21 protein-coding genes and 1 pseudogene are annotated in these 24,487 nt (G+C 66.8%); 18 read left to right on the forward strand and 4 right to left on the reverse strand.

Going from position 1 to position 24,487, the window contains the following annotated elements; translation table 11 throughout:
- Positions 1 to 14: 14 nt before the first annotated feature.
- Complete coding sequence (ptsP, locus tag EKG36_RS01795; protein WP_126480480.1) at positions 15 to 2,279, forward strand: phosphoenolpyruvate--protein phosphotransferase; 2,265 nt, start codon at positions 15 to 17, stop codon at positions 2,277 to 2,279.
- Between the two features lie 13 nt (positions 2,280 to 2,292).
- Here the strand turns inward: ptsP and EKG36_RS01800 are convergent, their stop codons facing one another.
- The gene (locus tag EKG36_RS01800; protein ID WP_126480379.1) at positions 2,293 to 3,072 is read right to left on the reverse strand and encodes an NRDE family protein; all 780 of its coding nucleotides are present in this window, start codon (positions 3,070 to 3,072) and stop codon (positions 2,293 to 2,295) included.
- 110 nt (positions 3,073 to 3,182) lie between these two features.
- Between EKG36_RS01800 and EKG36_RS01805 the strand changes: the two genes are divergently transcribed.
- The 8 genes from EKG36_RS01805 (at position 3,183) to EKG36_RS01840 (ending at position 11,267) form a co-directional block, all read left to right on the forward strand.
- Positions 3,183 to 4,322 (forward strand): response regulator, encoded by a 1,140-nt coding sequence (locus EKG36_RS01805; RefSeq protein ID WP_185827449.1) that lies wholly within the window; start codon positions 3,183 to 3,185, stop codon positions 4,320 to 4,322.
- Entirely contained in the window at positions 4,319 to 5,113 is a 795-nt protein-coding gene (locus EKG36_RS01810) for a sulfite exporter TauE/SafE family protein (RefSeq protein WP_126480383.1), read from the forward strand. Before EKG36_RS01805 ends, EKG36_RS01810 begins: the two co-directional genes overlap by 4 nt.
- 45 nt (positions 5,114 to 5,158) lie before the next feature.
- A complete protein-coding gene (gene lgt, locus EKG36_RS01815; protein WP_126480385.1) occupies positions 5,159 to 5,950 on the forward strand; it encodes a prolipoprotein diacylglyceryl transferase in 792 nt (263 codons plus the stop codon).
- A gap of 59 nt (positions 5,951 to 6,009) precedes the next feature.
- Positions 6,010 to 6,834 carry a thymidylate synthase gene (locus EKG36_RS01820; RefSeq protein ID WP_126480387.1) on the forward strand — a complete coding sequence of 275 codons (825 nt, stop codon included), beginning with the start codon at positions 6,010 to 6,012 and terminating at the stop codon, positions 6,832 to 6,834.
- Positions 6,831 to 7,370 carry a dihydrofolate reductase gene (locus EKG36_RS01825; RefSeq protein ID WP_126480389.1) on the forward strand — a complete coding sequence of 180 codons (540 nt, stop codon included), beginning with the start codon at positions 6,831 to 6,833 and terminating at the stop codon, positions 7,368 to 7,370. The genes EKG36_RS01820 and EKG36_RS01825 overlap by 4 nt, the downstream gene beginning before the upstream one ends.
- A 90-nt stretch (positions 7,371 to 7,460) precedes the next feature.
- A complete protein-coding gene (locus EKG36_RS01830) occupies positions 7,461 to 8,519 on the forward strand; it encodes a ProQ/FINO family protein (protein WP_126480390.1) in 1,059 nt (352 codons plus the stop codon).
- Between the two features lie 480 nt (positions 8,520 to 8,999).
- Entirely contained in the window at positions 9,000 to 10,088 is a 1,089-nt protein-coding gene (locus EKG36_RS01835) for a porin (RefSeq protein ID WP_126480393.1), read from the forward strand.
- A gap of 102 nt (positions 10,089 to 10,190) precedes the next feature.
- Positions 10,191 to 11,267, forward strand: coding sequence for a hypothetical protein (locus EKG36_RS01840; protein ID WP_126480395.1), 1,077 nt, complete (start codon positions 10,191 to 10,193; stop codon positions 11,265 to 11,267).
- 73 nt (positions 11,268 to 11,340) lie between these two features.
- Here EKG36_RS01840 and EKG36_RS01845 read toward each other — a convergent pair whose 3' ends face one another.
- Positions 11,341 to 11,559, reverse strand: coding sequence for a hypothetical protein (locus tag EKG36_RS01845; protein WP_126480396.1), 219 nt, complete (start codon positions 11,557 to 11,559; stop codon positions 11,341 to 11,343).
- Positions 11,560 to 11,909: 350 nt separating this feature from the next.
- Positions 11,910 to 13,067 carry a DcaP family trimeric outer membrane transporter gene (locus tag EKG36_RS01850; RefSeq protein WP_126480398.1) on the reverse strand — a complete coding sequence of 386 codons (1,158 nt, stop codon included), beginning with the start codon at positions 13,065 to 13,067 and terminating at the stop codon, positions 11,910 to 11,912.
- Positions 13,068 to 13,536: 469 nt separating this feature from the next.
- Between EKG36_RS01850 and EKG36_RS01855 the strand changes: the two genes are divergently transcribed.
- Positions 13,537 to 15,528 carry a sensor domain-containing diguanylate cyclase gene (locus tag EKG36_RS01855; protein WP_342774413.1) on the forward strand — a complete coding sequence of 664 codons (1,992 nt, stop codon included), beginning with the start codon at positions 13,537 to 13,539 and terminating at the stop codon, positions 15,526 to 15,528.
- A gap of 111 nt (positions 15,529 to 15,639) precedes the next feature.
- Here EKG36_RS01855 and EKG36_RS01860 read toward each other — a convergent pair whose 3' ends face one another.
- On the reverse strand, positions 15,640 to 16,545 hold the full coding sequence (locus tag EKG36_RS01860; RefSeq protein ID WP_126480400.1) for a LysR family transcriptional regulator: 906 nt from the start codon (positions 16,543 to 16,545) through the stop codon (positions 15,640 to 15,642).
- A gap of 213 nt (positions 16,546 to 16,758) precedes the next feature.
- On the opposite strand from EKG36_RS01860, the gene cuyA reads away from it, so the two are divergent.
- The 8 genes and pseudogenes from cuyA to EKG36_RS01900 form a co-directional block, all read left to right on the forward strand.
- Positions 16,759 to 17,772 carry a D-cysteate sulfo-lyase gene (cuyA, locus tag EKG36_RS01865; RefSeq protein WP_126480402.1) on the forward strand — a complete coding sequence of 338 codons (1,014 nt, stop codon included), beginning with the start codon at positions 16,759 to 16,761 and terminating at the stop codon, positions 17,770 to 17,772.
- A 99-nt stretch (positions 17,773 to 17,871) separates the two neighbouring features.
- Positions 17,872 to 19,188, forward strand: coding sequence for a histidinol dehydrogenase (hisD, locus tag EKG36_RS01870; RefSeq protein WP_185827450.1), 1,317 nt, complete (start codon positions 17,872 to 17,874; stop codon positions 19,186 to 19,188).
- 10 nt (positions 19,189 to 19,198) lie between these two features.
- Positions 19,199 to 20,407 carry a DegT/DnrJ/EryC1/StrS family aminotransferase gene (locus tag EKG36_RS01875; RefSeq protein WP_126480404.1) on the forward strand — a complete coding sequence of 403 codons (1,209 nt, stop codon included), beginning with the start codon at positions 19,199 to 19,201 and terminating at the stop codon, positions 20,405 to 20,407.
- A 31-nt stretch (positions 20,408 to 20,438) separates the two neighbouring features.
- On the forward strand, positions 20,439 to 21,422 hold the full coding sequence (locus EKG36_RS01880; RefSeq protein WP_126480406.1) for a TRAP transporter substrate-binding protein: 984 nt from the start codon (positions 20,439 to 20,441) through the stop codon (positions 21,420 to 21,422).
- A gap of 76 nt (positions 21,423 to 21,498) precedes the next feature.
- The gene (locus EKG36_RS01885; protein WP_126480408.1) at positions 21,499 to 22,056 is read left to right on the forward strand and encodes a TRAP transporter small permease; all 558 of its coding nucleotides are present in this window, start codon (positions 21,499 to 21,501) and stop codon (positions 22,054 to 22,056) included.
- 5 nt (positions 22,057 to 22,061) lie between these two features.
- Positions 22,062 to 23,342 carry a TRAP transporter large permease gene (locus tag EKG36_RS01890; protein WP_126480410.1) on the forward strand — a complete coding sequence of 427 codons (1,281 nt, stop codon included), beginning with the start codon at positions 22,062 to 22,064 and terminating at the stop codon, positions 23,340 to 23,342.
- 21 nt (positions 23,343 to 23,363) lie between these two features.
- Positions 23,364 to 24,098, forward strand: coding sequence for a cysteate racemase (cuyB, locus tag EKG36_RS01895; protein WP_126480412.1), 735 nt, complete (start codon positions 23,364 to 23,366; stop codon positions 24,096 to 24,098).
- A 145-nt stretch (positions 24,099 to 24,243) separates the two neighbouring features.
- Positions 24,244 to 24,487 (forward strand): annotated as a pseudogene (locus tag EKG36_RS01900) (hypothetical protein); the annotation flags it as partial.

Here is a 24,487-nt window from a genome sequence, read left to right on the forward strand (position 1 = left end):
ACAGCAAGACGCCGATGCTCGAGGTGTTGCGACGCATCATCCTGGAGGTCAACGGGGCCCGCAATCTGGACGCGGCCCTCTCGACCATGGTGCGCCGCATTCGCAAGGCCATGCGCACCGACGTGTGTTCCTTCTACCTCTTCGATCCCGAACTCAATCAGCTGATGTTGATGGAAACCATCGGCCTGCGCACCCAGGCGGTCGGCCACGTGGCCTTGCCGGTGGGGGAGGGGCTGGTGGGGCTGGTGGCCCAGCGCGAGGAACCGATCAACCTCGAGAACGCCCAGTCGCATCCGCGCTTTCGCTACTTCGAGGCGACCGGCGAGGAACGCTATTCGAGCTTCCTGGGCGTACCGATCATCCACCAGCGCCGCATGCTCGGCGTGCTGGTGGTCCAGCAGTCCGCGAAGCGCCGCTACGACGAGTCCGACGAGGCCTTCCTGGTCACCATGGCCGCCCAGCTGGCCGGCGTGCTGGCCCATGCCCTGGCCACCGGCAACCTGACCCGGCCGACCCTGCCCGGCGGGCAGGTGACCTTTACCGGGGTGGCGGCCTCGCCGGGCATGGCCATCGGCGAGGCGGTGGTGATCGCCCCGCCGGCGGACCTGGACAGCGTGCCGGACCTGATCCCCACCGACGAGGACTACGAGGTGGCCCGCCTAAAGGAGGCCATCGGCCGGGTCCGCGACGAGATCCGCTCGGCCGGCGAGCGCCTGGCCAACCGCATCTCCGCCCAGGAGCTGGCACTGTTCGATGTCTACCAGCAGATGCTCGGCGAGGCGGCGCTGTCCCAGGAGGTGGTCAAGCGCATCCGCGAGGGCCAGTGGGCCCCCGGGGCCCTGGCCGACGTGGTGCGTCGCCACGTCCAGTACCTGGAGCGGGTGGATGACAACTACCTGCGCGAGCGGGCCGCCGATGTCCGCGACCTGGGGCGGCGGGTGCTGGCCCACCTCCAGGAGGAGGCGTCGTCGCGGCCCAGCGTCTATCCCGAGAGCACCATCCTGGTGGGCGACGAGATCAGCGTGGCCATGCTCGGCGAGGTGCCCCGTGAGCGCCTCGCCGGGCTGGTCTCGGTGCGTGGCTCCAGCACCTCCCACGTGGCCATCGTGGCCCGGGCCATGGGCATTCCCACCGTGCTGGGCATGGTCGACCTGCCGCTGCCCCGGCTCAACGGCGCCCGGGTGGTGCTGGACGGCCATCGCGGCCGGCTCTTCGTGCGGCCCGGGGAGGAGCTCGAGAGCCACTACCAGAGCCTGATCGACGAGGAGTGCGCACTGGCCGAGGTCCTCGAGCACGAGCAGGACCTGCCCAGCCGCACGCCCGACGGCCATGACATGCCGCTGATGGTCAATACCGGCCTGGCGGTGGACGCGGTGGCCTCGCTCAAGTCGCGGATCGGGGGCGTCGGCCTGTATCGCACCGAAGTGCCCTTCATGATCACCGAGCGCTTCCCCGGCGAGCAGGAGCAGACCCGGCTGTACCGCGAGCAGCTCGAGGGCTTCGCGCCCCTGCCGGTGGTGATGCGAACCCTGGATATCGGCGGCGACAAGGACCTGCCCTACTTCCCCATCGAGGAGGCCAACCCCTTTCTCGGCTGGCGGGGCATCCGCGTGACCCTGGACCATCCCGAGGTGCTGATGGTGCAGCTGCGGGCCATGCTGCGCGCCTCCCAGGGCCTCGACAACCTCCAGGTGCTGCTGCCCATGGTCACCAACGTCGACGAGGTCGACGACGCCCTGCGCCTGCTCGATCGCGCCATTCGCGAGCTGGGCGAGGACGGCATCGAGGTGTCGCGCCCCCGGGTGGGCGTGATGCTCGAGGTGCCGGCGACGCTCTACCAGCTGGAGGCGCTGTCGCAGCGGGTGGACTTCTTCTCGGTGGGCAGCAACGACCTCACCCAGTACCTGCTGGCGGTGGACCGCAACAACCCGCGGGTGTCGCAGCTCTATGATGCCTGTCATCCCGCCGTACTCTCGGCCATGGCGCGCCTCGCCAGCGAGGCGCGGGCGCTGGGGATGCCGACTTCGGTGTGCGGCGAGCTGGCCGGTGACCCCGCCGGGGCGCTGCTGCTGATGGGCATGGGCTTCGATGCCCTGTCGATGAACGCGCCCAGCCTGCCCAAGGTGCGAGCGGCCATCCGTCGCGTCTCCCAGGCGGCGGCCCGGGAGCTGGTGGAGCAGACCCTGAAGCTCGAGTCCCCGGCGGCGGTGGGGCGCCACCTCGAGGCCTGCATGGGGGAGTGGCAGCTTCGCCACCTGTTGCCGCCCAAGGACGACTGAGCGAGTTCCGGGATCAGGCCGGGGGCGGGGTGTGCAGCTCGATGAGGTTCTCGCCGAGGCAGGTCCCCAGGGGGCCGAAACGTCGCTCGCCGATCGCCAGGTGCCCGTCGGCATGCCAGGTCAGCCAGGTGCTGGCCCGGGTGCCGTAGTCCTCGCCGCGAATGAAGGCGGCCGAGAGGCGGCGCTCCAGCTCCAGGCCGATTCCGGTGTCGGGCAGCTGACGGTCATCGGCGGGGTGGGCGTCAGCGAGCTCCCGCAGGGCATCCTCGGGAAAGCGGCCGTGATGCAGGCTGGCGGCCAGTCCCTGGCGGGCCTGGATCAGCTTCGGCCAGGGAGTGTCCAGGTCGGCGTTGGACAGGCCGTGCAGGCCGGTGGACACCCGGCTCAATACGACGCGGTCTCGCCCGCGGTGCAGGTGCCAGAGGCGCCGGCCATCCCCGACAAGCAGGTTGAAGCCGGCATAGGCTCGGGCCTCGCCGTCGGCGAGGCGTGCCAGCCAGGTCGGCAGGTCCGGGCACTGCAGGGCCTCGCGCACTAGCGCGCCGCGACTGGGGGCGTCGCTGGGCACGCCCAGGCCGGGATCGCGCACGTTGGTGACCGCGGCGATGCGACCGCGGCGATGCACGGCCAGCCAGGTGCCGCCGGCCTCCAGGTCGCGGCCGCCCACGATCCCGGGAGCGTCGTCCCAGGGGGCCAGCGCCGCCGACGGGCGGGCATGGAACTCGTCACGGTTGGCGACCAGGCGCAGCGGGATGCCCCCGCCGGGTCGGTGGTCGAAGGCGATCAGGCACATGGCCGCCAGCGTAGCCTGCCCCCGGGCCCGAGAAAAGGGCCCGCCATGACAGCGCCCCCTCCCGCGGCGTACACTCCCTGACTCATGATCGACCCGGCACAGGGATGACAATGCGAGTCGAGACGCCCAAGGAGCTTTACTGGTCAAGGCTGGTCTGGCCGATTCTCTGGCCGGTCCTCATGGCACAGGCGGCGCTGGTTGCGCTGTGCCTGGTCGTCGGCCTGAGCGGCTGGTGGCTGGTGCCGTCGCAGGCCTCCTGGAGCGCCACGTTCTTTCTGCTGCTGGCGCTGCTGGTGGGCAGCAGCCTCAACGTGGCGGTGTTCCTCACCCTGCTGAAGCAGCGCCTGCGCGCCAGGGAGCAGCGGGTCGAGGCGGCCCTGGGCCGCGTGGCGCGAACCCTCGACGCCGAGGCGGGGGAGGCGCCCGACGCGGCCGAGCGTCTCGGCGACCCCCGTGCCACACTGGTCGAGCGGCTGGACGTCCTGGCCAGGCTCCTCGAGGGCCAGGTCGATCGCTGGCGCTCCGAGCTGGATGCCCGGCGCGGGGCCGAGCGTCGCCTCGCCGATGATCTCGAGGCCCAGCGTGGCCGCCTGGCGCGCCTGGCCACCGGGCGCGAGCGGGCGCGCGAGGAGTCCCGGCTGAAGTCCGACTACCTGCACCATCTGCAGCAGGTGCTGACCCCGCTGATGACGTCGGTCGGCGACGTCCTGGCCAGCGACCTGTTCCGGCGCGATGCCAGCGAGGCCGAGCGGGCGGCGGTCCAGGGGCTCCACGAGCGCCTGGCCGATACCGCGGTACTGCTCGAGAACCTGGGAGGCGCCCCGGTGTCCGGCAGCCAGCCGGCGTCCCACGGGCGGGTGCTGATCGTCGACGATGGCCCAGTGAACCTGATGCTCGCCCAGCAGGTCCTGGAGCGTCAGGGGCTGCAGGTGTCGACCGCCACCAGCGGGGCCGATGCCCTGACCTGCCTGAACAAGCAGGCCTATGACCTGGTGTTCATGGACATCTACATGGCCGACATGGATGGGGTGGAGACCTGCCGCACCTGGCGGTCCCGCGAGGTCGACTACCCGGATCGCCCGCGCAGCGTGGTGGTGGCCCTCACCGCCAATGCCGGGGACGCCGACCGGCGCCGCTTCCGGGCGGCCGGGATGGATGACTACCTGGCCAAGCCCTACCGTCCCCAGGACCTGCTCGAGATGGTCAAGCACTGGCTGCCTGGTGCCCTGAACCAGGGGAAGGGGGCGTGAGCGGCGGGACGCTGCTGCTCGGCTATCTGCTGCTGGGCGGGGTGGCCGGCACTCTGGCGGGGCTCTTCGGCATCGGCGGCGGGCTGATCATCGTGCCGGCACTGGTGATGGCCTTCGGCCTGCAGGGCGTGATTCCCGAGGTCAGCATGCACCTGGCCGTCGGGACCTCGCTGGCGACCATCGTCGTCACCGGCGCTTCCTCCGCCTGGGGGCACTATCGCCGAGGGAGTGTCCGGCGAGACTGGTTCCTGGCCCTGTTGCCGGGATTGATGCTCGGCGCCGTCGCCGGGGTGTTCGTCGCCGGGGGCCTCTCCGGCGGGCTGCTCGGCCTGTTGTTCGGAGTCTTCATCCTGCTGGTCGCCGCCCGGATGGCGCTGGGGCGCGGCCCGAGGCCCGGCGGCCTGCAGCCGGGGCGCGGCACCATGGGAGTGGCCGGTGCGGTGATCGGCGGTGTCTCGGCGCTGTTCGGCATCGGTGGCGGCACCCTCAGCGTGCCCTGGCTGACCCGTTGCGGGGCCACGATGACCCAGGCGGTAGGCACGTCATCGGCCTGCGGCCTGCCCATCGCCCTGTTCGGCGCCCTGACCTTCATCGTGGTGGGCTGGGGCGAGCCGAACCTGCCTCCGGGGGCGCTGGGCTACGTGATGTGGCCGGCCTTCCTCGGCATCGTGATCACCAGCGTGCCCTGCGCGCGCCTGGGCGTGCGCCTGGCCCACCACCTCCCGGCCCGGGTGCTGCGCCTGGCCTTTGCCGTCCTGCTGGCCGGGGTGGGGCTCACTTTCCTGTTCTGACTCTACTCCCTTGCCGCTAGCGGCATCACCTTCTCGGGACTTGCTATGCTGACCTATCCGACCATCGACCCCGTGGCCATCTCTCTCGGCCCCCTCCAGGTTCACTGGTATGGCCTGATGTACGTCATCGGCTTTCTCGCCGCCTGGTTCCTGGGCCGGCGGCGCGCCCCGCGCATCGGCCTGACCGGCGACGACGTGGGGGATCTGCTCTTCTATGCCGCCCTCGGGGTGGTCCTGGGCGGCCGCCTGGGCTATGCGCTCTTCTACGGCATGGCGCAGTGGCTGGACGATCCGCTGTGGATCTTCCGCGTCTGGGACGGAGGCATGAGCTTTCATGGCGGCCTGGTCGGCGTGCTGCTGGCCGCCCTGTACTTCGCCCGCAAGAAGCGCCTGGCCTTCTTCACCCTCACCGACTTCGTCGCGCCCCTGGTGCCGATCGGCCTGGGGGCCGGGCGGATCGGCAACTTCATCAACCACGAGCTGCCGGGGCGGGTCACCGACGTGTCCTGGGGACTGGTGTTTCCCGGCCTGGGGCCGGAGCCGCGCCACCCCTCGTCGCTCTACGAGGCCCTGCTCGAGGGCGTGGTGCTGTTCGTGGTGCTGTGGTGGGTCTCGTCCCGGCCGCGCCGCCGGGGGCTGGTCTCGGGACTCTTCCTGACCCTCTACGGCGTCTTTCGCTTTGCCGTGGAATTCGTCCGCCGCCCGGATCCCCAGCTCGGCTTCATCGCCTTCGACTGGCTGACCATGGGCATGCTGCTGACGCTGCCGATGATCGCCGCCGGGCTGGCGCTGATTGCCTGGTCCCGCCGCCAGCCGGTCGACGCCGACGCCCCCTGACGGGCGGGGCATGTTAGACTGGCGCGCCCATTCACCCGTGACCCAGGCTCAGCCCGATCATGCCCATCGATGAATCCCAGCCGGCGCTGGAGCAACCCTATCTCGACCTCATGCGCGCCGTGCTCGAGCACGGCGTGGAGCGTGACGACCGCACCGGTGTCGGCACCCGCTCGCTGTTCGGCCACCAGATGCGGTTCGATCTCTCCCGGGGCTTCCCGCTGGTCACCACCAAGAAGCTCCACCTGCGCTCGATCATCCACGAGCTGCTGTGGTTCCTGGCCGGTGACACCAACATCGCCTACCTCAAGGCCAATGGCGTGCGCATCTGGGACGAGTGGGCCGACGAGAACGGCGACCTGGGGCCGGTCTATGGCTACCAGTGGCGCAGCTGGCCGGCCCCCGGCGGCGGCCATGTGGACCAGATCGCGGGCCTGCTCGAGCAGCTGCGCACCAATCCCCGCTCGCGGCGGCTGATCGTCTCGGCCTGGAACCCGGCGCTGGTGGACGAGATGGCCCTGCCGCCCTGTCACTGCCTGTTCCAGTTCTACGTGGCCGAGGGGCGCCTGTCCTGCCAGCTCTACCAGCGCAGCGCCGACATCTTCCTCGGGGTGCCCTTCAACATCGCCAGCTACGCGCTGCTGACGCGAATGATCGCCCAGGTGGCGGGGCTCGAGCCCGGCGACTTCGTGCACACCCTGGGCGACGCGCACCTCTATCTGAATCACCTGGAGCAGGCCGAGGAGCAGCTGTCGCGCACGCCCCGGGCCGCGCCGCGCCTGGTGCTCGACTCGACGGTCGAGGATCTCTTCGCCTTCCGCTTCGAGCACATCGCCATCGAGGGCTACGATCCCCATCCCCACATCAAGGCGGAGGTCGCCGTATGAGCGATGAGACCCTGATCCCCGTGGCGATGATCGCGGCCATGTCCGCCAACCGTGTCATCGGCGTCGACAACCAGCTGCCCTGGTACCTGCCGGAGGACCTCAAGTTCTTCAAGCGCATGACCCAGGCCAAGCCCCTGGTCATGGGACGCAAGACCTATCAGTCCATCGGGCGCCCGCTCCCGGGCCGGCTCAACATCGTGGTGACCCGCGATCCCGATTTCCAGCCCGAGGGGGTGCGGGTCTGCCACGACCTGGCCTCCGCCCTCGCCCTGGCCGATCAGCAGGCAACCATCGACGGCGTCGACGAGATCATGGTGATGGGCGGGGGGCAGATCTATGCCCAGGCCCTGCCCTACGCCAGCCGTCTCTACCTCACCGAGGTGGCGGTCGAGGTGGAAGGCGACGCGCGGTTTCCCGAACTCGCCAAGGATGAATGGCAGGAATGCCAGCGCGTCCCGGGCACGCCTGCCGAGGGCCAGCCGACCTATGACTTCGTGCAGTATCGCCGGCGAGGTTTGCCAGACACCGCGTCGTGACACAGACTGACGGTTGGTGGCGCGGCGCCATGGGCCCCTCCCTGGCCGCTGTCGCCGCCCTTCGGCAAGGTGCACTTGGAGGATCAGGAGTTGATCGAGGAACGTCCATTTCGCCTGATGGCGGCGCTCGAGGGTCGCGCCGATGCGCTGCTGGGCGCGCTGCGTGATAGCCGCGTTCAACAGGACGCGCTGCGCTCCCGGCTGACCGAGCTGGAGCAGCGCCGCGTCAGCCTCGAGGCGCACAATGCGCAGCTGGCGGCCGAGGTGCGCGAGGAGGCGGCGCAGCGCCAGGCCCTGGCGAGCCGGCTGGAAGCGCTCGAGCGGCGCCTGGCCGACACGGAGGCCGCCCGGCTCGAGTTGGAGGAAGAGAACCGCGAGCTCGACGAGCAGAACCGCGAGCTGGAAGGCCACAATCACCGCCTGCAGGAACGCCTGGCCAGCGGCGCACCGGCCCCGGTCTTCCAGCGCCCGGGCCGCCAGGCCCGGGGCCTCTCCGCGCTCATCGGCCATCATCGTGCTTCCCCGGCGTCGTCCGACGAGCATCACGATACCCCCGATGCCCCGACACCGCCCGCCGAAGCCGCGGCCACGGACGTCGGCGCCCCCGCGGCGACGCCCCAGGCCGACCTGCCCATCGGCGAGGCGCCGTCTCCCCAGGCCCTGCTGAGGCAATGGTATCGGCGCTATGACGCCGCCTTCTTCAAGGGCCATACGCGCCCCCTCAAGGTCGGCATCCACGAGGACCTGGCCGCCCTGGAGCCCTGGCCGGAGAAGCTGGTGCGGCGTGCCCTGGCCTGTTACGTCAACCTGCCTCGCTACCTCAAGTCGGTCCGCGAAGGGGCCGAGCGCATCGACCTCGCCGGCCACCCGGCCGGCCAGGTCGATGCCGGCGCCGCCGAGCACGCCCACAAGAAGCTCGAGCGCCTCCAGGCCGACCGCCCGCCCAAGGGCAAGCCCGGCAAGCCCCGTGCGACCAAGCGGCGCTCCCGGGCCCGCCAGGAGACCCAGGCCTCCGGCGCCGCCGCCGAGCCCGCGGCGCGTCCCGAGCCCGCCCCGCCAGCCCCCACCGCCCCGGCTACCGACGAGCCGGACGACAGCCGCCTGCAGCGCAAGCTGGGCGAGCTGCTGGCCCGCCATAACGCCCGCTGACGCGGGCGCCTGGCGAACGTTGACAGCCGGACAGGCTTTTCAGCGTCTGCTGACTTGAAAGCGTCATATCAGCGGGGCATGATGAACCCGCTCATCGCTACCATGCGTTTTGGTCTGTGGTGACGACAGAGGGCCTCGGGCCCGGTGTCGCGCCATATCCTGGCCCGGTAGCGGCGGTAGGTCCGCCGGGAGGGCGCCCTGGCCGTCATCGCAGGGGAAATCGCCGCCAGCGGGGAATGTGACGAAGGAAAACAGTGTTTTTTTCTTGTTGCGCTCCCGCGAATCACGGTATAGAGTTCCTCGTGCGAGCATTGGACTATAACTAGGCGTTGCCGAGGTCTGGCTCGCTGACTGCCACCTCCCGTGAGGGACAGGGCAGCAACGAGAACCGGCACCAAGACCGGCATGCCATCTGCACTGACTCACCAAAGAGCAGGCAGCAACGATCGAAACAGCAAGCTAGTCATAAGGATTATCGCAATGAAAAAGACACTGTTAGCGACTGCCATCGCCGGTGCCATGGCTGCCTCCGGCGCCCAGGCCGCCACTGTCTATAACCAGGACGGCACCAAGCTCGACCTGTACGGCAACATCCAGATCGCCTACTACAACGTCGACACCGGCGCCGGCGACAACGACGATGCCGACGAGATTGCCGACAACGGCTCCACCTTCGGCTTCGCCGCCGAGCACGTCATCTACGACGGCCTGACCGGCTACCTGAAGCTCGAGTTCGACGACTTCAAGGCCGACGAGATCAAGGTCGCGGGTCGCGACTCCGGCGACCAGGCCTATGTCGGCCTGAAGGGCAACTTCGGTGACGTGCGTCTCGGCTCCTACGATCCGCTGATCGACGACTGGATCCAGGACCCGATCACCAACAACGAGTTCTTCGACGTCACCGACTCCAACAGCGAGATCGTTGACTTCTACGGCACCGGCGACCGCGAAGGCGACAAGGTGACCTACACCTCTCCGTCCTTCTCCGGCCTGCAGTTCGCCGTGGGTACCCAGTACAAGGGTGAAGCCGAAGAGACCAGCGGCCTGGTTGACGTCGAGAGCCGTGCGTCCTTCTTCGGTGGCGCCAAGTACACCGTCGGCGCCTTCTCCATCGCCGCGACCTATGACGACCTGGGCATCTACGACGCCACTGTCGCCAGCACCGGCGAAGATTTTGATGCCGGCGACCAGTACGGCATCACCGGCCAGTACACCTGGAACACCCTGCGCGTGGCCCTGAAGCTCGAGCGCTTCGAAGCCGATAACGAGAACTTCGACGACGTCAACTTCTACGGCCTGGGCGCCCGCTACGGCTACGGCATGGGCGACATCTACGCCGCCTACCAGTACGTCGACGTGGGTGGTGATGACTTCACCGACACCGCCGACGACGCCTTCACCAGCGGCGACTTCCCGAACGAGGACAACGACGAGAGCTACAACGAAGTCATCGTCGGTGCCACCTACAACATCTCCGACGCCATGTACACCTGGGCCGAGCTGGCCTTCTACGATCGCAATGACGACGAAGGTGACGGCGGCGCCGTGGGTGTGACCTACCTGTTCTAAGTCCGGTCGCGGGTGTATCCTGCGACAAGGGTAGAACAACGAAAGCCGATCCCCCGGGATCGGCTTTTTTCATTGGGCATGAACGAACGCAAGCGAGGTTCCATGAAACAGCCGATAGTGACGGCCGGCCTGCTGGCGCTGAGCCTGGCGGCCACGCCGGTCGCCGCCGACAGCGTGATGGAGGAGCGATTCCGCGAGGAGGGGCGTCAGCTCGACCTGACCGGCTTCTTCCAGGCCGAGACCGATGCCCACAGCCGCAGTTTCCTGTTCGGCGGCGCCAACGCCCACGACTTTTCGGTGACCGAGGCGGGAACCTACCTCTTCGAGAGTCGGGTCACCGCCGGCTACTCCGAGGACTATCGCATCGCCGCCGTGCTCGAGGATGCCCAGGGCCAGGTGATCGCCCGCAGCGAGGCGCTGGGGCAGAACGGCGGCCTGGCGCTGCGCCAGCGCCTCGCGCCCGGTGACTATGTGCTGCGCGTCGAGGCCCAGCGCTTCGGCACCCGCGGCCGGGCCGGGGACGGCTATTCCATCAATATCGTGGGGCTGGACGAGCAGGGGCAACGCCTGGCGGAGGGGGTCAGCGACGGCGAGGGCATCTTCTTCACCGGCGACAAGCGCGAGGGCGCCCGCTCGGTGTTCGTGAAGGGCGATGAGGCCGTGGCGACCCTGGGCGGCTCGGCGGAGACGGCCGCGGATGCCGGCGAAGCGGCCGCCACTGCCTCGACCTCCGAGCCCGGCACCGCCGGCGCCGCTGGTGTCTCGGCCGCGACGAGCGGCGCCGCTGCCGCCGCCACCCAGGCATCCCGCGAGGGAGGCGAGGCCGAGCCGGTCGGCGAGCCCGCCTCACGCCAGGGCTACGAGACCATCGTCACCGACGTGAAGATCCGTGCCCGGGGCGAGGTGCTGACCTTCGAGATGGCCGAGCAGGGCAGCGTGGCGATCACCACCTCCACCTACCCGACCGGCTACGAGGACACCTACCGCATCGCCCTCGAGGTGCTGGACGCCTCCGGCCGGGTCGTGGCCGAGGGGGCCGGCCAGGGCTTCGATGGCGACGTGGACCTCGAGACCATGCTGTCGCCGGGCCGCTACCGGATCCGCGTCCAGGGCCAGAAGTTCGGCTCGGCCCACTCCGGGGTCAACAACTACGAGCTCCGGGTCGAGCGGCGCCGCTAACCGGCAGGCGCCGCCGAAAAGAAGCGGGGCCCGCTTGCGCGGGCCCCCTTGATGGTCTGCCAGCAAGGCCGGCTCAGCTGGCCTGCTCTTCCTCCAGCATCATCTGGATCAGCTCCTGCAGGTCCTGGACCTGTTGCTCCAGGGCCTCGACGCGATCCTGATCGGCGGCGGCGTCGGCCTTCTGGTTGATCTCCTCCATGTGTTTCTCGATGGCTTCGGAGTCCATGGCATAGGCGGCACCACCCATCATCAGCATGGCCAGGAAGCCGGCAGTCAGAGACTTGATGTTCATGAGGCACCTCTCGGTCGGTGGGTTGAACGTGGGACCTGCCGTCAGGTCTTGTTCGCTTAGTGCCTCCGCCATCGCATTCCTTACAGCTGGTTTAGCAGAGACGTATTCGAGGTATAGCAGAGAGTCCCGCTGGCTGCTGCTGATCTTCGTCAGTTCGGCGCGAGAATGCCCCTGGCCTGGCGGCGCACTGCGGCCTCCTGCCCTTGCGCTTCGACAATAGGCCAGTGCCGGCGTGGGGTTGCATGAAAAAGCCCCGGCGGCGGGCCGGGGCAAGGATCGAGGGTCGAAGCGTGGTCTGCGGGGTGCTGTCGCAATGATCGCGGGAGGTCGGGCGTTGCCGTCTTCCCGGGTCAGAAGGTGTACTGGGCGCTGACCTGCACGCGGTTGGCATCGCCGTCGGTACCGTCGTACTCGTCGGCGCGGGCATGCTGGTACTCGATGCCGTACATGATGCGCTTGGATGCCTGGTAGCGCAGGTTGGCATGCACGCTCATGGTGCTGTCCCGGAAGCCCGCGGCCTGGGCGGCCGCCTCGTCATCGGCGTCGCCGCCGCTGTAGCCCACGGCGAGCAGACCATTGAGCTTGCCGGAGAGCGGCACGTCGACGAAGCCCATGGCATCCATCTGAGCGACGGTCTCGATGCTACCGGTGGCGTCGACATAGCCGTTCTGGAAGGGCGCGGCCGAGTTGAAGAGGTAGCGGTTGGCGCCGTCGGTGTAGCCGAGATTGCCGCCGATCCTGGCGCCGCCGAGCTTGGTCGAGGCGGCGAGCATGACGCCATAGCCGGTCTCGGAGTCGTCGCTGGTGCCGTCGTCGGTCTCGAGCTGGGTGACGACACCCGACAGGGAGTAGGACAGGGGGCCGGCACTGCTCTGGTACTTGGCCGTGAGGTCGGGCAGCGGATCATTATCGTCGGAGGTGCCGGCAATGGCGGATTCCGGGTTCTCCAGGGCGATGGAGAAGCCCCCTGTCGAGTAGCGCAGCTGCGCCTGGCGGTTGAAGATGTAGCCGGCCGGGCCATTGAAGTCCAGGGTCGGCGGCAGGGCGACCAGCGGCATGAAGTTCGACCAGGTCTGGCCGGCCAGGATGCCGTTCCAGGAGCCGTAGGCATGGCGCAGGCGCAGCTGGGTGGAATTGCTGACGACCTCGTTGAAGCCGGAGTCGGGGTTGCCCGAGAAGAAGTCGGCCTCGACGCGGGTCTTGAGCTCGCTGCCCTGGATCTCGCTGGAGGTGTTGAGCCAGAAGCGGGTCTGGCGGGCATGGAAGCGGGTGCTGCCCTCGACCTCGCTGTCCTCGTCGGCGCCGGTATTCACCGCGCTGATGTTCATGGCGTCGCCGAGGTCTTCATTGACGTTGTAGATCATGTCGAGCTTCGTGTAGCCGCCGATCGAGACCGTGACGCCGTCGATGGGCGAGAGGTCGACGGCATGGGAGGCGCCCGACACGGCCAAGGCCAGTGCGCCGGTAGTAGACAGTGCGATTTGCTTGATCTTGTTGTGCTTGATCACTTGCCGTTCCTTGTTGTTGTGCCTGAGAGGCCCTGCGTTGGCCAAGGCATGAAGTTGTTATGATTACCTGATGACGTTTACGTCAACGTAAGAAACTAGCCGTGTCGGCAAAGGATGACAAACGTAAGATATCCAATTACGACAAAAGAATGAGCCGGCGATCGAATGGAGAATGGGCCAGACCGGCCAGTCGGCTCGACAGGGCCGGGAGCGCAGTCTCGTCAGGGCGCGTTACGCCCCGCCTTTCACTCCAGGGTCCGCCGGGCGCCTCCCGGCTGCGGTGGGGGAGAGTGTCAGGGAACTGCGACCCATCGTGTAGGTGTTTCGCCATGGCCAACGACGTTATCGCCTCGCCCCGCTAGATGCGCGCATCAAACCTGGCTATTCGGTCAATTGATCACGACACTTGAATGTTAGGATCAGCAATGACTGATAGATTCGTCACACTCCCCTGGCTCCAAGGTGACGCGTGACCCTACACCCTTCCACCTACGTGAAGACGCTGCTTTCACTGAAGGGCCGCCTGCTGACGGGACTGGCCATGACCTGGCTGGTGGTCCTGGCCCTGCTGCTGGGGTTCGGCTGGCAGTCGGGGGAGTCACTGCTCGAGGCGTCCAACCGGGCCCACCTGCGTTACGAGGCGCGCCTGATCGCCGATGAGCTGACGGGCCAGGTCGAGTCGCGCCTTCAGGCCCTGCAGCGACTGGCCGAGCGCCTGCAGTCACAGCAGGATCAAGGCGGAGCCCGCCTCGGCGACGAGCTGCGGGGCAACGATGCCCTGCTGGAATGGTTCGACGGCCTGCTGGTGGCCGATGCCGTGGGCGACATCCAGGCCGCCTGGCCCGATCGCCGTCGGTTCCAGGGCGTCGCGATCGCCGATCGTGACTATTTCCGTCATGTGCGTGCCTTCAAGCGCCCCCATGTCAGCGAGCCCATTCGCGGCAAGGCCAGTGGGGCGCCCCTGGTGCTGTTCGCGGTGCCGCGGCTCGACCGGGCAGGGCGCTTCGAGGGGCTCGTGGGTGGGGTCCTCAGGTTGCGTGGCGGCGGTCTGTTCGAGCGGCTGGACCGGCTGCGATTGGGGCAGGAGGGCTTCGCGGCGGTGATGAGCGCCTCCGGCACCTTCCTCTTCCATCCTGACCGGGACCGCATCTTTTCTGCCGTCCCGGATGCGGCGTTCAATCCCTGGCTGGAGCTGGCGCTGGATGGCTGGGAAGGGGAGGGGCAGGGGCCGGTGCTGTCCGGGGGTGATGCCTACCAGGCCTACCGCCAGATCTGGCCCGCCGACTGGGTCGTCGGCGTCGCCTTGCCCCAGGGCCAGGTGATGGCTCCCCTCCAGCGCTGGCTGGAGCACCTGGGCTGGAGGGTCCTGCTGGTCACGGCCCTGATGCTGCCGTTGATGAGCTGGCTGCTGTGGCTCGCGCTGCGTCCCCTCTTCCAGCTCGAGCGCCAGATCGAGGCCGTCGGGCAAGGCCGGCGACATCGAGTGGCGCTGTCCACCGGGATGCAGGAGCTGCGCCAGGTCGCCGATACCTTCAATCGGGTCGAGGTGGAACGTGGCAAGGCCCTGGCACAGCTCAGGGATCGCCAGGCCTTCCTCGATGCCATCCTGGCCTCGTCGCCGGTGGGCATGTTCGTGACCGACACGGCGGGCCATATCGCCTTCATGAACGCGGCCCTGGTCGAGCTGACCGGTTATGACCAGGCACATCAGCGTCAGCATGTGTGGCTGGGGCATATCCATCCCGACGACCGCCAGTCCGCCCTGGACCTGTGGCAATACAGCATGGCGAGCGGTGAGGACTTCCTCCAGCAGTTCCGCTACTACCGCAAGGGGGGCGACCTGCTGTGGCTGGAGGTCCATGCCAGCCGGGTGGCGATCGATGGGGAGACCCTCGGCTTCGTCGGCACGGTGAAGGATATTACCGAGCGCCGCGAAGAAGAGGCGCTGCGCCAGTGGGAGGCCGAACACGACCCGCTGACCGGCCTGCTCAACCGTCGCGGTTTCGAGCGTCGCCTCGAGGAAACCCTGGCCGACTGCCGCAAGACCGGCACGCCCTCGTCGTTGATCCTCTTCGACCTGGATCACTTCAAGCCGATCAATGACGAAGGGGGGCATGCCCTGGGCGACGAGATGCTGCGCCGCATCGCTCAGGTGGTGTCCTGGGAGGTGCGGCGCAGCGACTATGTGGCGCGCCAGGGGGGCGACGAGTTCGCCGTCCTGCTGCCCAGCTGCACCCACGCCCAGGCGTCCAGGATTGCCGAGTCGCTGCGCGACGCGGTGCGCGAGGTGGCCGTCAGTCACCAGGGGCAGGAGTACCGGGTCACCCTGAGCCTCGGCGTGGCCAGCCTCGCGGAGACCGACCAGCGCATCGCCGAGGTGATCGGGCGTGCCGACGCCGCCAGCTATGCGGCCAAGCGCCAGGGGCGGGATCGCGTGGTGGCCCATCCGGCGGAGGCATGACTCGCCCGGACGTGAATCGGTTAGCGGCGGCCGTTCCCGTATCGGGATTCCCCCATGTGCATCCCTGTCGCCTGTGCCGGGTAGCGCCTCGAATCGAGCTCCCGTTCTGCCCTAGACGGTCGGGGGGCGATCATTGATCAGCTGCCATAGCGTATCCGCCGTGGTGGCACCGTCTCCGGCTTGCCGGTAACACGCAACGACCATGTTGGGCCCCCCCAGTGATTCCACCAGGGACACCAGCTTGCCTGCCTCCAGGTCTTCCTCGATCAGGCCATGGGGCAGCCAGCCGATCCCCAGTCCTGCCAGGGACAGCTCCCGAATGCCGATCGTGAAGGCGGTCTCGCAGACCAGCTCGACATCGTACCGGCGCTGAAGGTTGAGCTGGTAAGGAGTGGCCAGGATCCCTCCCAGGAAGCTGCCGGCATCGTAGCCGATCAGCGGCAGGCGGGTCTCGCGCGCCAGATCGAATACCGGCTGTCCCAGCCGGTCTGCGGCGCAGACGGGGATCAATTGCTCCGTTCCCAGTGGCACACGCTCTATCTCGGCACGATCCGTGAACAGGGGCGTGCCCTCCAGTTCACTGCACAGCAGCAAGTCCGCCTCACCGCGCTGGAAGCCGCGGATGCAGTCACTGCGATCGGAGGAGCTCACTTGCAGTCGAGCCTCCGGGGCGCGGTGGCGGAAGTAGCGGAGAAGCCTGGGCAGGTAGCTGACGGTCAGGGTGTGCTGGGTGGTCAATATCGCCCGGGGGCCATGCATGGCATCGGCGCGTATGCGACCGCGCATGGCATAGAGCCGCGCCAGCCAGTCCCGTAGCGGGGCTTCATAGGCCTGTGCATGCGCGGTGAGCGACAGCCGAGCGGAGCTGCGGTCGATCAGCTCGACCCCCAGCCAATCTTCCAGCTGGCGTATCCGGCGCGAGAACGCCGGCTGGGTGACATGCCGCAGCTCGGCAGCCTGCGAAAATGTCCCCGCGTCGATCAAAGCAAGAAAATCCTCAATCCACTCAATTTTCATGGCAATTTGCCGGGCTCGTGAACAGGTGTAGTGATTCTGGCGTCGTATGCAAAAAAGTAACCGCGCCTGAGTATCTTGGCATTGGTCCAGGCAAAGTCATAGGGATTAGCTTGATGTCAGACCCGTCGTTGGCGAACTCTGGTTCACCGTCATTTTGGCGATGGTCATCACGAGAGCACGCTTATGCAAAAAATTACTCGCCTGGAGGCTCGTATGCACCTTTCTCGCTTTCCCCGTGTTCGACTCGGCCACCTGCCGACGCCGCTGGAGCCCATGGACAACCTGAGCCGGCTGCTGGGCGGCCCGCGCCTGTGGATCAAGCGCGACGACTGCACGGGACTGTCCACGGGCGGCAACAAGACCCGCAAACTCGAGTTCCTGATGGCCGATGCACTGGAGAAGGGCGCCGACACCATCATCACCCAGGGGGCGACCCAGTCGAACCATGCCCGCCAGACCGTGGCGGCGGCCTGCAAGCTGGGGCTGGAGTGCCACATCCTGCTCGAGGACCGCACGGGCAGCGACGATCCCGCCTACAACTACAACGGCAACGTCTTCCTGGACCAGCTGCACGGCGCCACCGTCAGCAAGCGGCCCGGCGGCGCCGACATGGCGGCCGAAATGGAGGCCCTGGCCGAGCAGCTGAAGGGGGAGGGCAAGACGCCCTACATCATTCCCGGCGGCGGTTCCAACGAGATCGGCGCCCTGGGCTACGTCAATGCTGCCCTGGAGTTGCTGGCACAGGTCAACGACATGGGCCTGCAGGTGGATCACCTGGTGCATGCCACCGGTAGTGCCGGCACCCAGGCCGGCCTGGTGACAGGACTGGCCGCCTGCAATGCCGGCATTCCGGTGCTGGGTGTCGGTGTCCGCGCCCCCAAGGACAAGCAGGAGGCCAACGTCTTCGCGCTGGCGCAGAAGACGGAAGCCAAGCTCGGACTCTCCGGTGTCGTGGCCCGAGAGCAGGTGGTCGCCAACTGTGACTATGTCGGCGAGGGCTATGGCATCCCGACCGAGAGCATGGTCGAAGCCGTGACGCTGCTGGCGCGCCACGAGGGCATCCTGCTCGACCCCGTCTACTCTGGGAAAGGTATGGCCGGCCTGATCGACCTGATCCGCCAGGGCCATTTCAAGGAAGGCGAGAACGTCGTGTTCCTGCATACCGGCGGCAGTGTCGCCCTCTTTGGTTATCCCGACGCCTTCGGCTTTTCCGACTACCAGGCTTGATCCTGGCGCTCTGACTGCCAGGTGGTCCAGCCCCCAGGGTACGTTCCCTGGGGGGATCCAAAGTCGCTCCAGTACGTTAGCTCCATGGCGGAGACCACAATGACAATTCGACATCTCAAGTCGGCGGAGGGCGCCGCGGGCGTCGCTGCCGAAGACCACCGCGTCACCACTGCGGTGAAGCAAATGCTCGACGATATCCGTGAACGTGGCGAACAGGCCGTGCGCGAGTACGCCGAGAAGTTCGATGGCTGGACTGCCGATTTCGTCCTCAGCGACGAGAAGCGCCAGCGACTCATCGACAGCGTGCCCCAGTCGGTCAAGGACGACATCGACTTTGCGCATCGCCAGGTCCGCCGCTTCGCCGAGGCGCAGCGCGATAGCCTCACGTCCTTCGAGATCGAAACCGAGCCAGGCGTGCTCCTGGGGCAACGGGTGCTGCCGGTCGGCTGTGCCGGGTGCTATATCCCGGGAGGGCGCTATGCGCATGCGGCCTCGGCCCTGATGAGCGTGGCGACGGCCAAGGCGGCGGGAGTACCCCATGTGGTGGCTTGCTCACCGCCCCGCGGTGACAGCATCAACCCGGCCGTGGTCTACGCCCTCGATGTCGCCGGCGCCGACGTGATCCTCGAGATGGGCGGCGTTCACGCCATGGCGAGCATGGCCTTCGGTCTCTTTGGCGGTCGTGAGGCCGACATTCTGGTGGGGCCGGGCAACGCCTATGTGGCCGAGGCGAAGCGTCTGCTGTTCGGCGAGGTCGGCATCGACGTCTTTGCCGGACCGACGGAGTCGGCGGTCATCGCCGATGACTCGGCGGATCCCATGACCATTGCCGTCGACCTGGTCTCCCAGGCCGAGCACGGCACCAACTCACCGGTGTGGCTCTTCACCACCAGCGAGGCCCTGGGGCGCAGGGTCATCGAGCTGGTGCCCAAGGTCGCCGATGACATGCCCAATGCCGAGGTGATCCATGCCGCCTGGCGCGATCACGGCGAGGTGATCCTGGGTGACAGCCGCGAGGAGATCGTCGAGATCAGTGATCGTTACGCCTGCGAGCACCTGCAGGTGCTGTGCGAGGAGCTCGACTGGTGGAAGGAGCACCTGAGCAACTACGGCTCGTTGTTCCTCGGCGAGGGCAGCACCGTGACCCACGGCGACAAGTGCTCGGGCACCAACCACATCCTGCCGACCAAGCGCGCCGGCCGTTATAGCGGTGGCCTGAACGTGCACAAGTTCCTGAAGGTGCTGACCACCCAGCAGCTGAGTGAACAGGCAAATCGCACCTTCAGCGCCGTGGGATCGCGCATTTCGCGCACCGAAGGGATGGAAGGTCATGCCCGCGCCTGCGATTGGCGCCTGACCAAGTACTTTCCCGATGAGCAGTGGGATTTCCCCGTTCATCACCAGCAGCGCTATTGAGGTAGGTCCCATGCGCCGTTTCGCGAAATCCTTTACCCAGCAGGAGCCGATCTCCGAGGCCGCGATCGAGGCCGCGGTGGCGGTCATGCGCACCGGTCGGCTCCATCGCTACAACCTGGTCGAGGGCGAGAAGGGGGAGACTGCGTTACTGGAGCAGGAGTTCGCCGACAGTCTCGGGGTCCCCTTCGTGCTGGCCTGCGCCTCCGGGGGGTATGCGCTTCAGCTGGCGCTGCGCGCCTGCGGGCTCGAGCACGGGGATGCGGTGCTGTGCAACGCCTTCACGCTGTCGCCGGTGCCGGGCAGCATCCATGCGGCGGGCGGCGAGGCCGTGCTGGTGGACATCCTCGAAGATACCACCGTCGATCCCGATGACCTCGCCGCCGCGGCACGCGAATCGGGGGCACGCTTCTTCGTGCTGTCGCACATGCGCGGCCATATTGGTGACATGGAGGCCATCGTGTCCGTATGCGAGGCCCAGGGCATCACCTTGATCGAGGACTGCGCTCATACCATGGGCGCTACCTTCGACGGCAGACCGAGCGGCACCTTCGGCAAGGTGGGCTGCTTCAGCACCCAGACCTACAAGCATCTCAACTCGGGAGAGGGCGGCTTGCTGAGCACGCAAGACCCCGAGGTGATGCGCCGCGCGGTGATCATGTCCGGCTCCTACATGCTCTATGACCGTCACCTTGCGGCACCGGCCCCCGAGACGTTTCGCGAGACTCGGCTGGTGACCCCCAACATGAGCGGACGGATGGACAACCTGCGCGCGGCGCTGCTGCGCCCGCAGCTGGCCGAGCTCGAGTCGCGCAAGGAACGCTGGAATGCCCTCTATCGCCGCCTGGAAGCGGGGCTGGCCGAGAGGGCCCTCGTCCAGACGATTCCCCGGCCTGACAAAGAGGATTTCGTGGGCAGTTCGCTTCAGTTCCGGCTGCCGTCCCTGACCCGCGATCAGCTCGCGCGGTTCATCTCCGGCTGCGAGGCGCGCGGCATTCCTCTCAAGTGGTACGGCAAGGCGCAGCCCGAGGACTACACGAGCCGCTACGACAGCTGGGGCTACCTGACCTCTACCCGTCCGCTGCCGAACGCCGATCGCATCCTGGCCACGCTATGCGATCTGCGACTGCCCTTGACCTTTGATGAACAGGACTGCGACGACATCGTCCAGCTGATGGGCGACGCCATGGACCAGGCAACCGACACGACCCCAAACGTGTAGCAACAACCCTCTGCAACTTGGAGTGACAACAATGTTCAAGAAAACTCTTGTGACCTCCGCCATCCTTGCCACCCTGACCGCGCAGGCGGCTCAGGCAGAGACCTTCAAGGTCGGCATGGGTGATCCGATGGATTCCGACCAGGGCGCACTGGCACAACGCTTCGAAGAGCTGGTCGAGGAACTCTCCGACGGCGAGATGCAGGTGGAGCTGTTTCCCGGCGGCCAGCTCGGCTCCGAGACAGGGATGATCCAGGATACCCGCATCGGCAAGCTCGACTTCGCCCTGATCGGCGTGGGTAACCTGACGCCCTACGCACCGCGTCTCGGCGCCCTGACCATGCCCTACGCGATCCGCAGCCACGCCGATGCGGTCAAGGCCACCACCGGGACGCTGGCGGATCGCTGGAATGCCATCGCCGAAGAAGAAGCCGGCGTGCATATCGTCAGCTGGCTGTACTCCAACTTCCGCTATCTCACCAACTCCCAGCGCCCCGTGACCACCCTGGAGGATATCGAAGGCCTCAAGGTCCGGGTGCCGCAGAACGAGCTGATGCTGGCCACCTACGAGGCCTGGGGGGCCAGCCCGATCAGCATGTCCTGGCCCGAAGTGTTCACCGGCCTGCAGCAGGGCGTGATCGACGGGCAGGACAATCCCTACATCGTCAACTACACGATGAAGTTCCACGAGGTACAGGACTACCTCACCGAGGTGCACTACCAGTACTCCCTCCAGCCGATCGTGATGGGGATGAGAACCTACGAGAAGCTGAGTGACGAAGAGCGCGCGATCATCGATCGGGCCGGGCTCGAAGCCCAGCTGTATGCGCTGCAGTTCCAGCTGACCGAAGCCTCCAAGGCGCGTGCCGGCATGGAAGCGGAAGGTGTCGAGGTCTCGACGCTGGAAGACGAAGAGGAGTGGGTTCGCATTGCCAAGGAAGAGGTCTGGCCGGAATTCTATGACGAAATCGGCGGTCAGGAAGCCTTCGAGGAAATGCAGACGGCACTGGGCCACTGAGTGAGATCGGGCCGGGCGGCCCAGCGTCGCTCGGCCCGGTTCCCTCCACGTTCTCCCACTGGGGAAGGAGGCTTTCGTGTTAGCAAAGCTGCTCAATCATATCGAAGACTACGCCTGCCGCTTCCTGCTCGGTGTGTTCGTCGTGCTGTTGTTCGTTCAGGTGGTCATGCGGGTGACGCTGGGGATCGGTATGGCATGGATCGAGGAGTTGGCTCGCTATGCCTTCATCTGGTTCGTCTTCCTGGGGGCCGCTCACGCAGCGCACCTGAGTGCCCATAACCGGTTGCAGACACACATCAACCTGATGCCGAAGCGCATCGCCGATACCTTGCTGCTGCTGGTCGACCTGATCTGGGTAGGGTTCTGCCTGGTCCTGGCGTGGAAAAGCCTGGACCTGATCGGGCTGTTGCTGGAATTTCCGTATGACTCCCCCGCCCTGGGCTGGTCCCTGGCTTATGTCTACTTCGTCTTTCCCATTGCCTTCGTGCTGATGGCCTTTCGTGTCCTGCAGGTCCAGTACCTGAAGCTGGTCAAGGGCATCGAGCCCGGCGACGTGGAGCAGCAGGAAGTGAGCAAGATCACCGATGGGGATTCCAACGCCACCGGGAATTCCTCCTCCAAAGGCAAGGGGTAAGCACCATGGCCGCAACGGTACTGTTTTCCATGTTCGGCGCGTTGCTATTCTTTGGCGCGCCTATAGTGGTGGCCCTCGGGGTCGCCTCCATGGCGGTCTACGTCCTCAACGGTGACGATCTCAGCTCGCTCATCGAGCTGGCCTTTTCCGCCATCAATTCATTCCCTCTCATGGCGCTGCCTTCGTTCATCCTGGCCGGCGCATTGATGGGGGATGCGGGCATCGCCCGTCGTCTGATCCATATCGCCGAGGAACTGGCGGGGCCTGCCGCCGGCGGCCTGGGGGCGGCCGCGGTGATGGCCTGCATGTTCTTCGGCGCCATTTCCGGCTCCGGCCCCGCGACCACGGCCGCGGTCGGGATGCTGGTGATTCCGGCGATGATCGAGCGGGGATATGGCAAGAGCTATCCCGCGGCGATCACCGCCACGGCCGGGGGGCTCGGCGTGGTCATTCCCCCCAGCATGCCGCTGGTGATCTATGGGGTCACCGCCAACGAATCCATCTCGGCACTGTTCATGGCGGGTGTGTTTCCGGGCATCCTGCTCGGCGCAGGCCTGATCGTGGCCAACTACATCACCGCGAAGCGCAACGGTTACCAGACCGAAAGCACCGGCTATGACCGCAAGCGAATCGTCAAGGTCCTGAAGGATGGGTTCTGGTCGATCATGGCGCCAGTGGTGATCCTGGGCGGCATCTATTCCGGGATGTTCACGCCCACGGAAGCCGCGGTGGTTTCCATCTTCTATGCCCTCTTCGTGGGTGTCTTCATCCACAAGGAGTCGTCGCTGCGAGGGCTCAACGAGGCCTTCCAGAGTACGACCTGGCTGACCGGGCGCGTGCTCATCATCATGTTCACCGCCACCGCCTTCGGTCGCATCCTGGTCGAGAATCACATCCCGGCCATGATCGCCCAGGGCATCCTGCAGATCACCGGCAGCCTGTGGCTGGTCTGGGTACTGGTGATCGGCTTTCTGCTGATCGTGGGCATGTTCATCGAGATCCTGGCCACCATCATGATCGTCACTCCCGTGCTCCTGCCCGTGATGGTGGAGCTGGGCGTCGATCCGATCCACTTCGGCATCGTCCTGGTGGTCAGCCTCGGCATCGGCTTTTCCACGCCGCCCCTGGGGGAGAACATGTTCATCAGTTCCAGCATCGCCAACGTGTCCATCGAGCGCATCTCGATGCGCGCCATTCCGCTGGTCGGGTCCATGGTGGTGATCGACCTTGTGCTGGCGTTCTTCCCCCAGATCTCCCTGTGGCTACCCACAGTGCTTGGCTTCTGACAACGAATGGATAGGCAACCGATGACGATTCACGACCACGATGTTGAAGCTTCACCTGCTGATCGGCATACCATTGTCGGGGTGCTGGGGGGCATGGGGCCCGACGCCACCGTGACCTTCATGCAGCGGGTCATCGACGCCACCCCCGCCGAGGATGATATCGATCATGTCCACCTGCTGGTGGACAACAATCCCAAGGTGCCCTCGCGCATCAAGGCGCTGATCGAGGGTGACGGCGAGAACCCGGGGCCGGCAATTGCCGAGATGGCGCGTCGCCTCGAGCACGCCGGTGCCGCCTTCCTGGTGATGCCTTGCAACACCGCTCACTATTACTGGCAGTACGCCCAGGATGCCGTCGACATCCCGGTCTGGCACATCGTCGAGCGCACGCTGGACAGCATTGCCGATCGTATCCCGAAGGCGAAAGTGGGCATGCTCTGCTCCCCGGCACTGCGCAAGATTGGCCTGTACGAAGGGTTTGTCGAATCGCGCGGCCTGTCCCTGGTGTATCCCGAGGACGAGGCATCGGTTCTCGAGGTGATTCGTGCCGTCAAGCGGGGCCAGGGGCGGCATCCCGACACGCTCGCGGCCTTCACCAAAGCCGCCGATGAGCTCCAGGAACGCGGCGCCGACGTGCTGGTGCTGGCCTGCACCGAGTTGTCGGTGATCGGGGATGCCCTCGATGTCCCTGTCCCTGTCGTGGATACCGTCCAGGTCCTGGCCGAACAGGTTGTCGAGGCGGCCGGCGGTCGCTGAGAGCGGTCCCCGCCAATCCGATCGGGCCTTCATGCCCAACCCCACACCCCACTCTTCCCCGTTCCTTTGAACAGCCCTTCGCTCGGTTCGGCTCTTGCCGAACCCGGGGACGCTCGCCCCGGGGACGGGGCCAGGAGAGCGAAAGATGAAACCACACAGCTTCATGACGTCGACTTCCGCATGGCGATCTCAGCTGCTTCGGCGACTTAGCGGCTATCGTGCCATTGGTCGCGGCTTGCTGGTGTGTATCACCATTGCCTTGGCGACCACCTTCATTGCCGATCATTATGGGGGCCCGACGTTGCTCTACGCCCTGCTGTTCGGCATGTCGCTGCACTTCCTGAGCGAGGAGGGGCGCTGTCGCGAGGGCATCGAGTTCGCCGCCCGCA

It is taken from the genome of Halomonas nitroreducens (assembly GCF_003966155.1).
GTDB classification, from domain to species: Bacteria; Pseudomonadota; Gammaproteobacteria; order Pseudomonadales; family Halomonadaceae; genus Halomonas; species Halomonas nitroreducens.

Excerpts from the sequence above, each read along its gene's own strand:
- ptsP (WP_126480480.1), top strand. The coding sequence starts at position 15 with ATGCTCGAGGTGTTGCGACGCATCATCCTGGAGGTCAACGGGGCCCGC.
- lgt (WP_126480385.1), top strand. The coding sequence starts at position 5,159 with ATGCTGACCTATCCGACCATCGACCCCGTGGCCATCTCTCTCGGCCCC.
- EKG36_RS01880 (WP_126480406.1), top strand. The coding sequence starts at position 20,439 with ATGTTCAAGAAAACTCTTGTGACCTCCGCCATCCTTGCCACCCTGACC.
- cuyB (WP_126480412.1), top strand. The coding sequence starts at position 23,364 with ATGACGATTCACGACCACGATGTTGAAGCTTCACCTGCTGATCGGCAT.
- EKG36_RS01825 (WP_126480389.1), top strand. The coding sequence starts at position 6,831 with ATGAGCGATGAGACCCTGATCCCCGTGGCGATGATCGCGGCCATGTCC.
- EKG36_RS01820 (WP_126480387.1), top strand. The coding sequence starts at position 6,010 with ATGCCCATCGATGAATCCCAGCCGGCGCTGGAGCAACCCTATCTCGAC.
- EKG36_RS01840 (WP_126480395.1), top strand. The coding sequence starts at position 10,191 with ATGAAACAGCCGATAGTGACGGCCGGCCTGCTGGCGCTGAGCCTGGCG.
- EKG36_RS01800 (WP_126480379.1), bottom strand. The coding sequence starts at position 3,072 with ATGTGCCTGATCGCCTTCGACCACCGACCCGGCGGGGGCATCCCGCTG.
- EKG36_RS01890 (WP_126480410.1), top strand. The coding sequence starts at position 22,062 with ATGGCCGCAACGGTACTGTTTTCCATGTTCGGCGCGTTGCTATTCTTT.
- EKG36_RS01835 (WP_126480393.1), top strand. The coding sequence starts at position 9,000 with ATGAAAAAGACACTGTTAGCGACTGCCATCGCCGGTGCCATGGCTGCC.
- EKG36_RS01860 (WP_126480400.1), bottom strand. The coding sequence starts at position 16,545 with ATGAAAATTGAGTGGATTGAGGATTTTCTTGCTTTGATCGACGCGGGG.
- EKG36_RS01845 (WP_126480396.1), bottom strand. The coding sequence starts at position 11,559 with ATGAACATCAAGTCTCTGACTGCCGGCTTCCTGGCCATGCTGATGATG.
- EKG36_RS01875 (WP_126480404.1), top strand. The coding sequence starts at position 19,199 with ATGCGCCGTTTCGCGAAATCCTTTACCCAGCAGGAGCCGATCTCCGAG.
- cuyA (WP_126480402.1), top strand. The coding sequence starts at position 16,759 with ATGCACCTTTCTCGCTTTCCCCGTGTTCGACTCGGCCACCTGCCGACG.
- EKG36_RS01805 (WP_185827449.1), top strand. The coding sequence starts at position 3,183 with ATGCGAGTCGAGACGCCCAAGGAGCTTTACTGGTCAAGGCTGGTCTGG.
- hisD (WP_185827450.1), top strand. The coding sequence starts at position 17,872 with ATGACAATTCGACATCTCAAGTCGGCGGAGGGCGCCGCGGGCGTCGCT.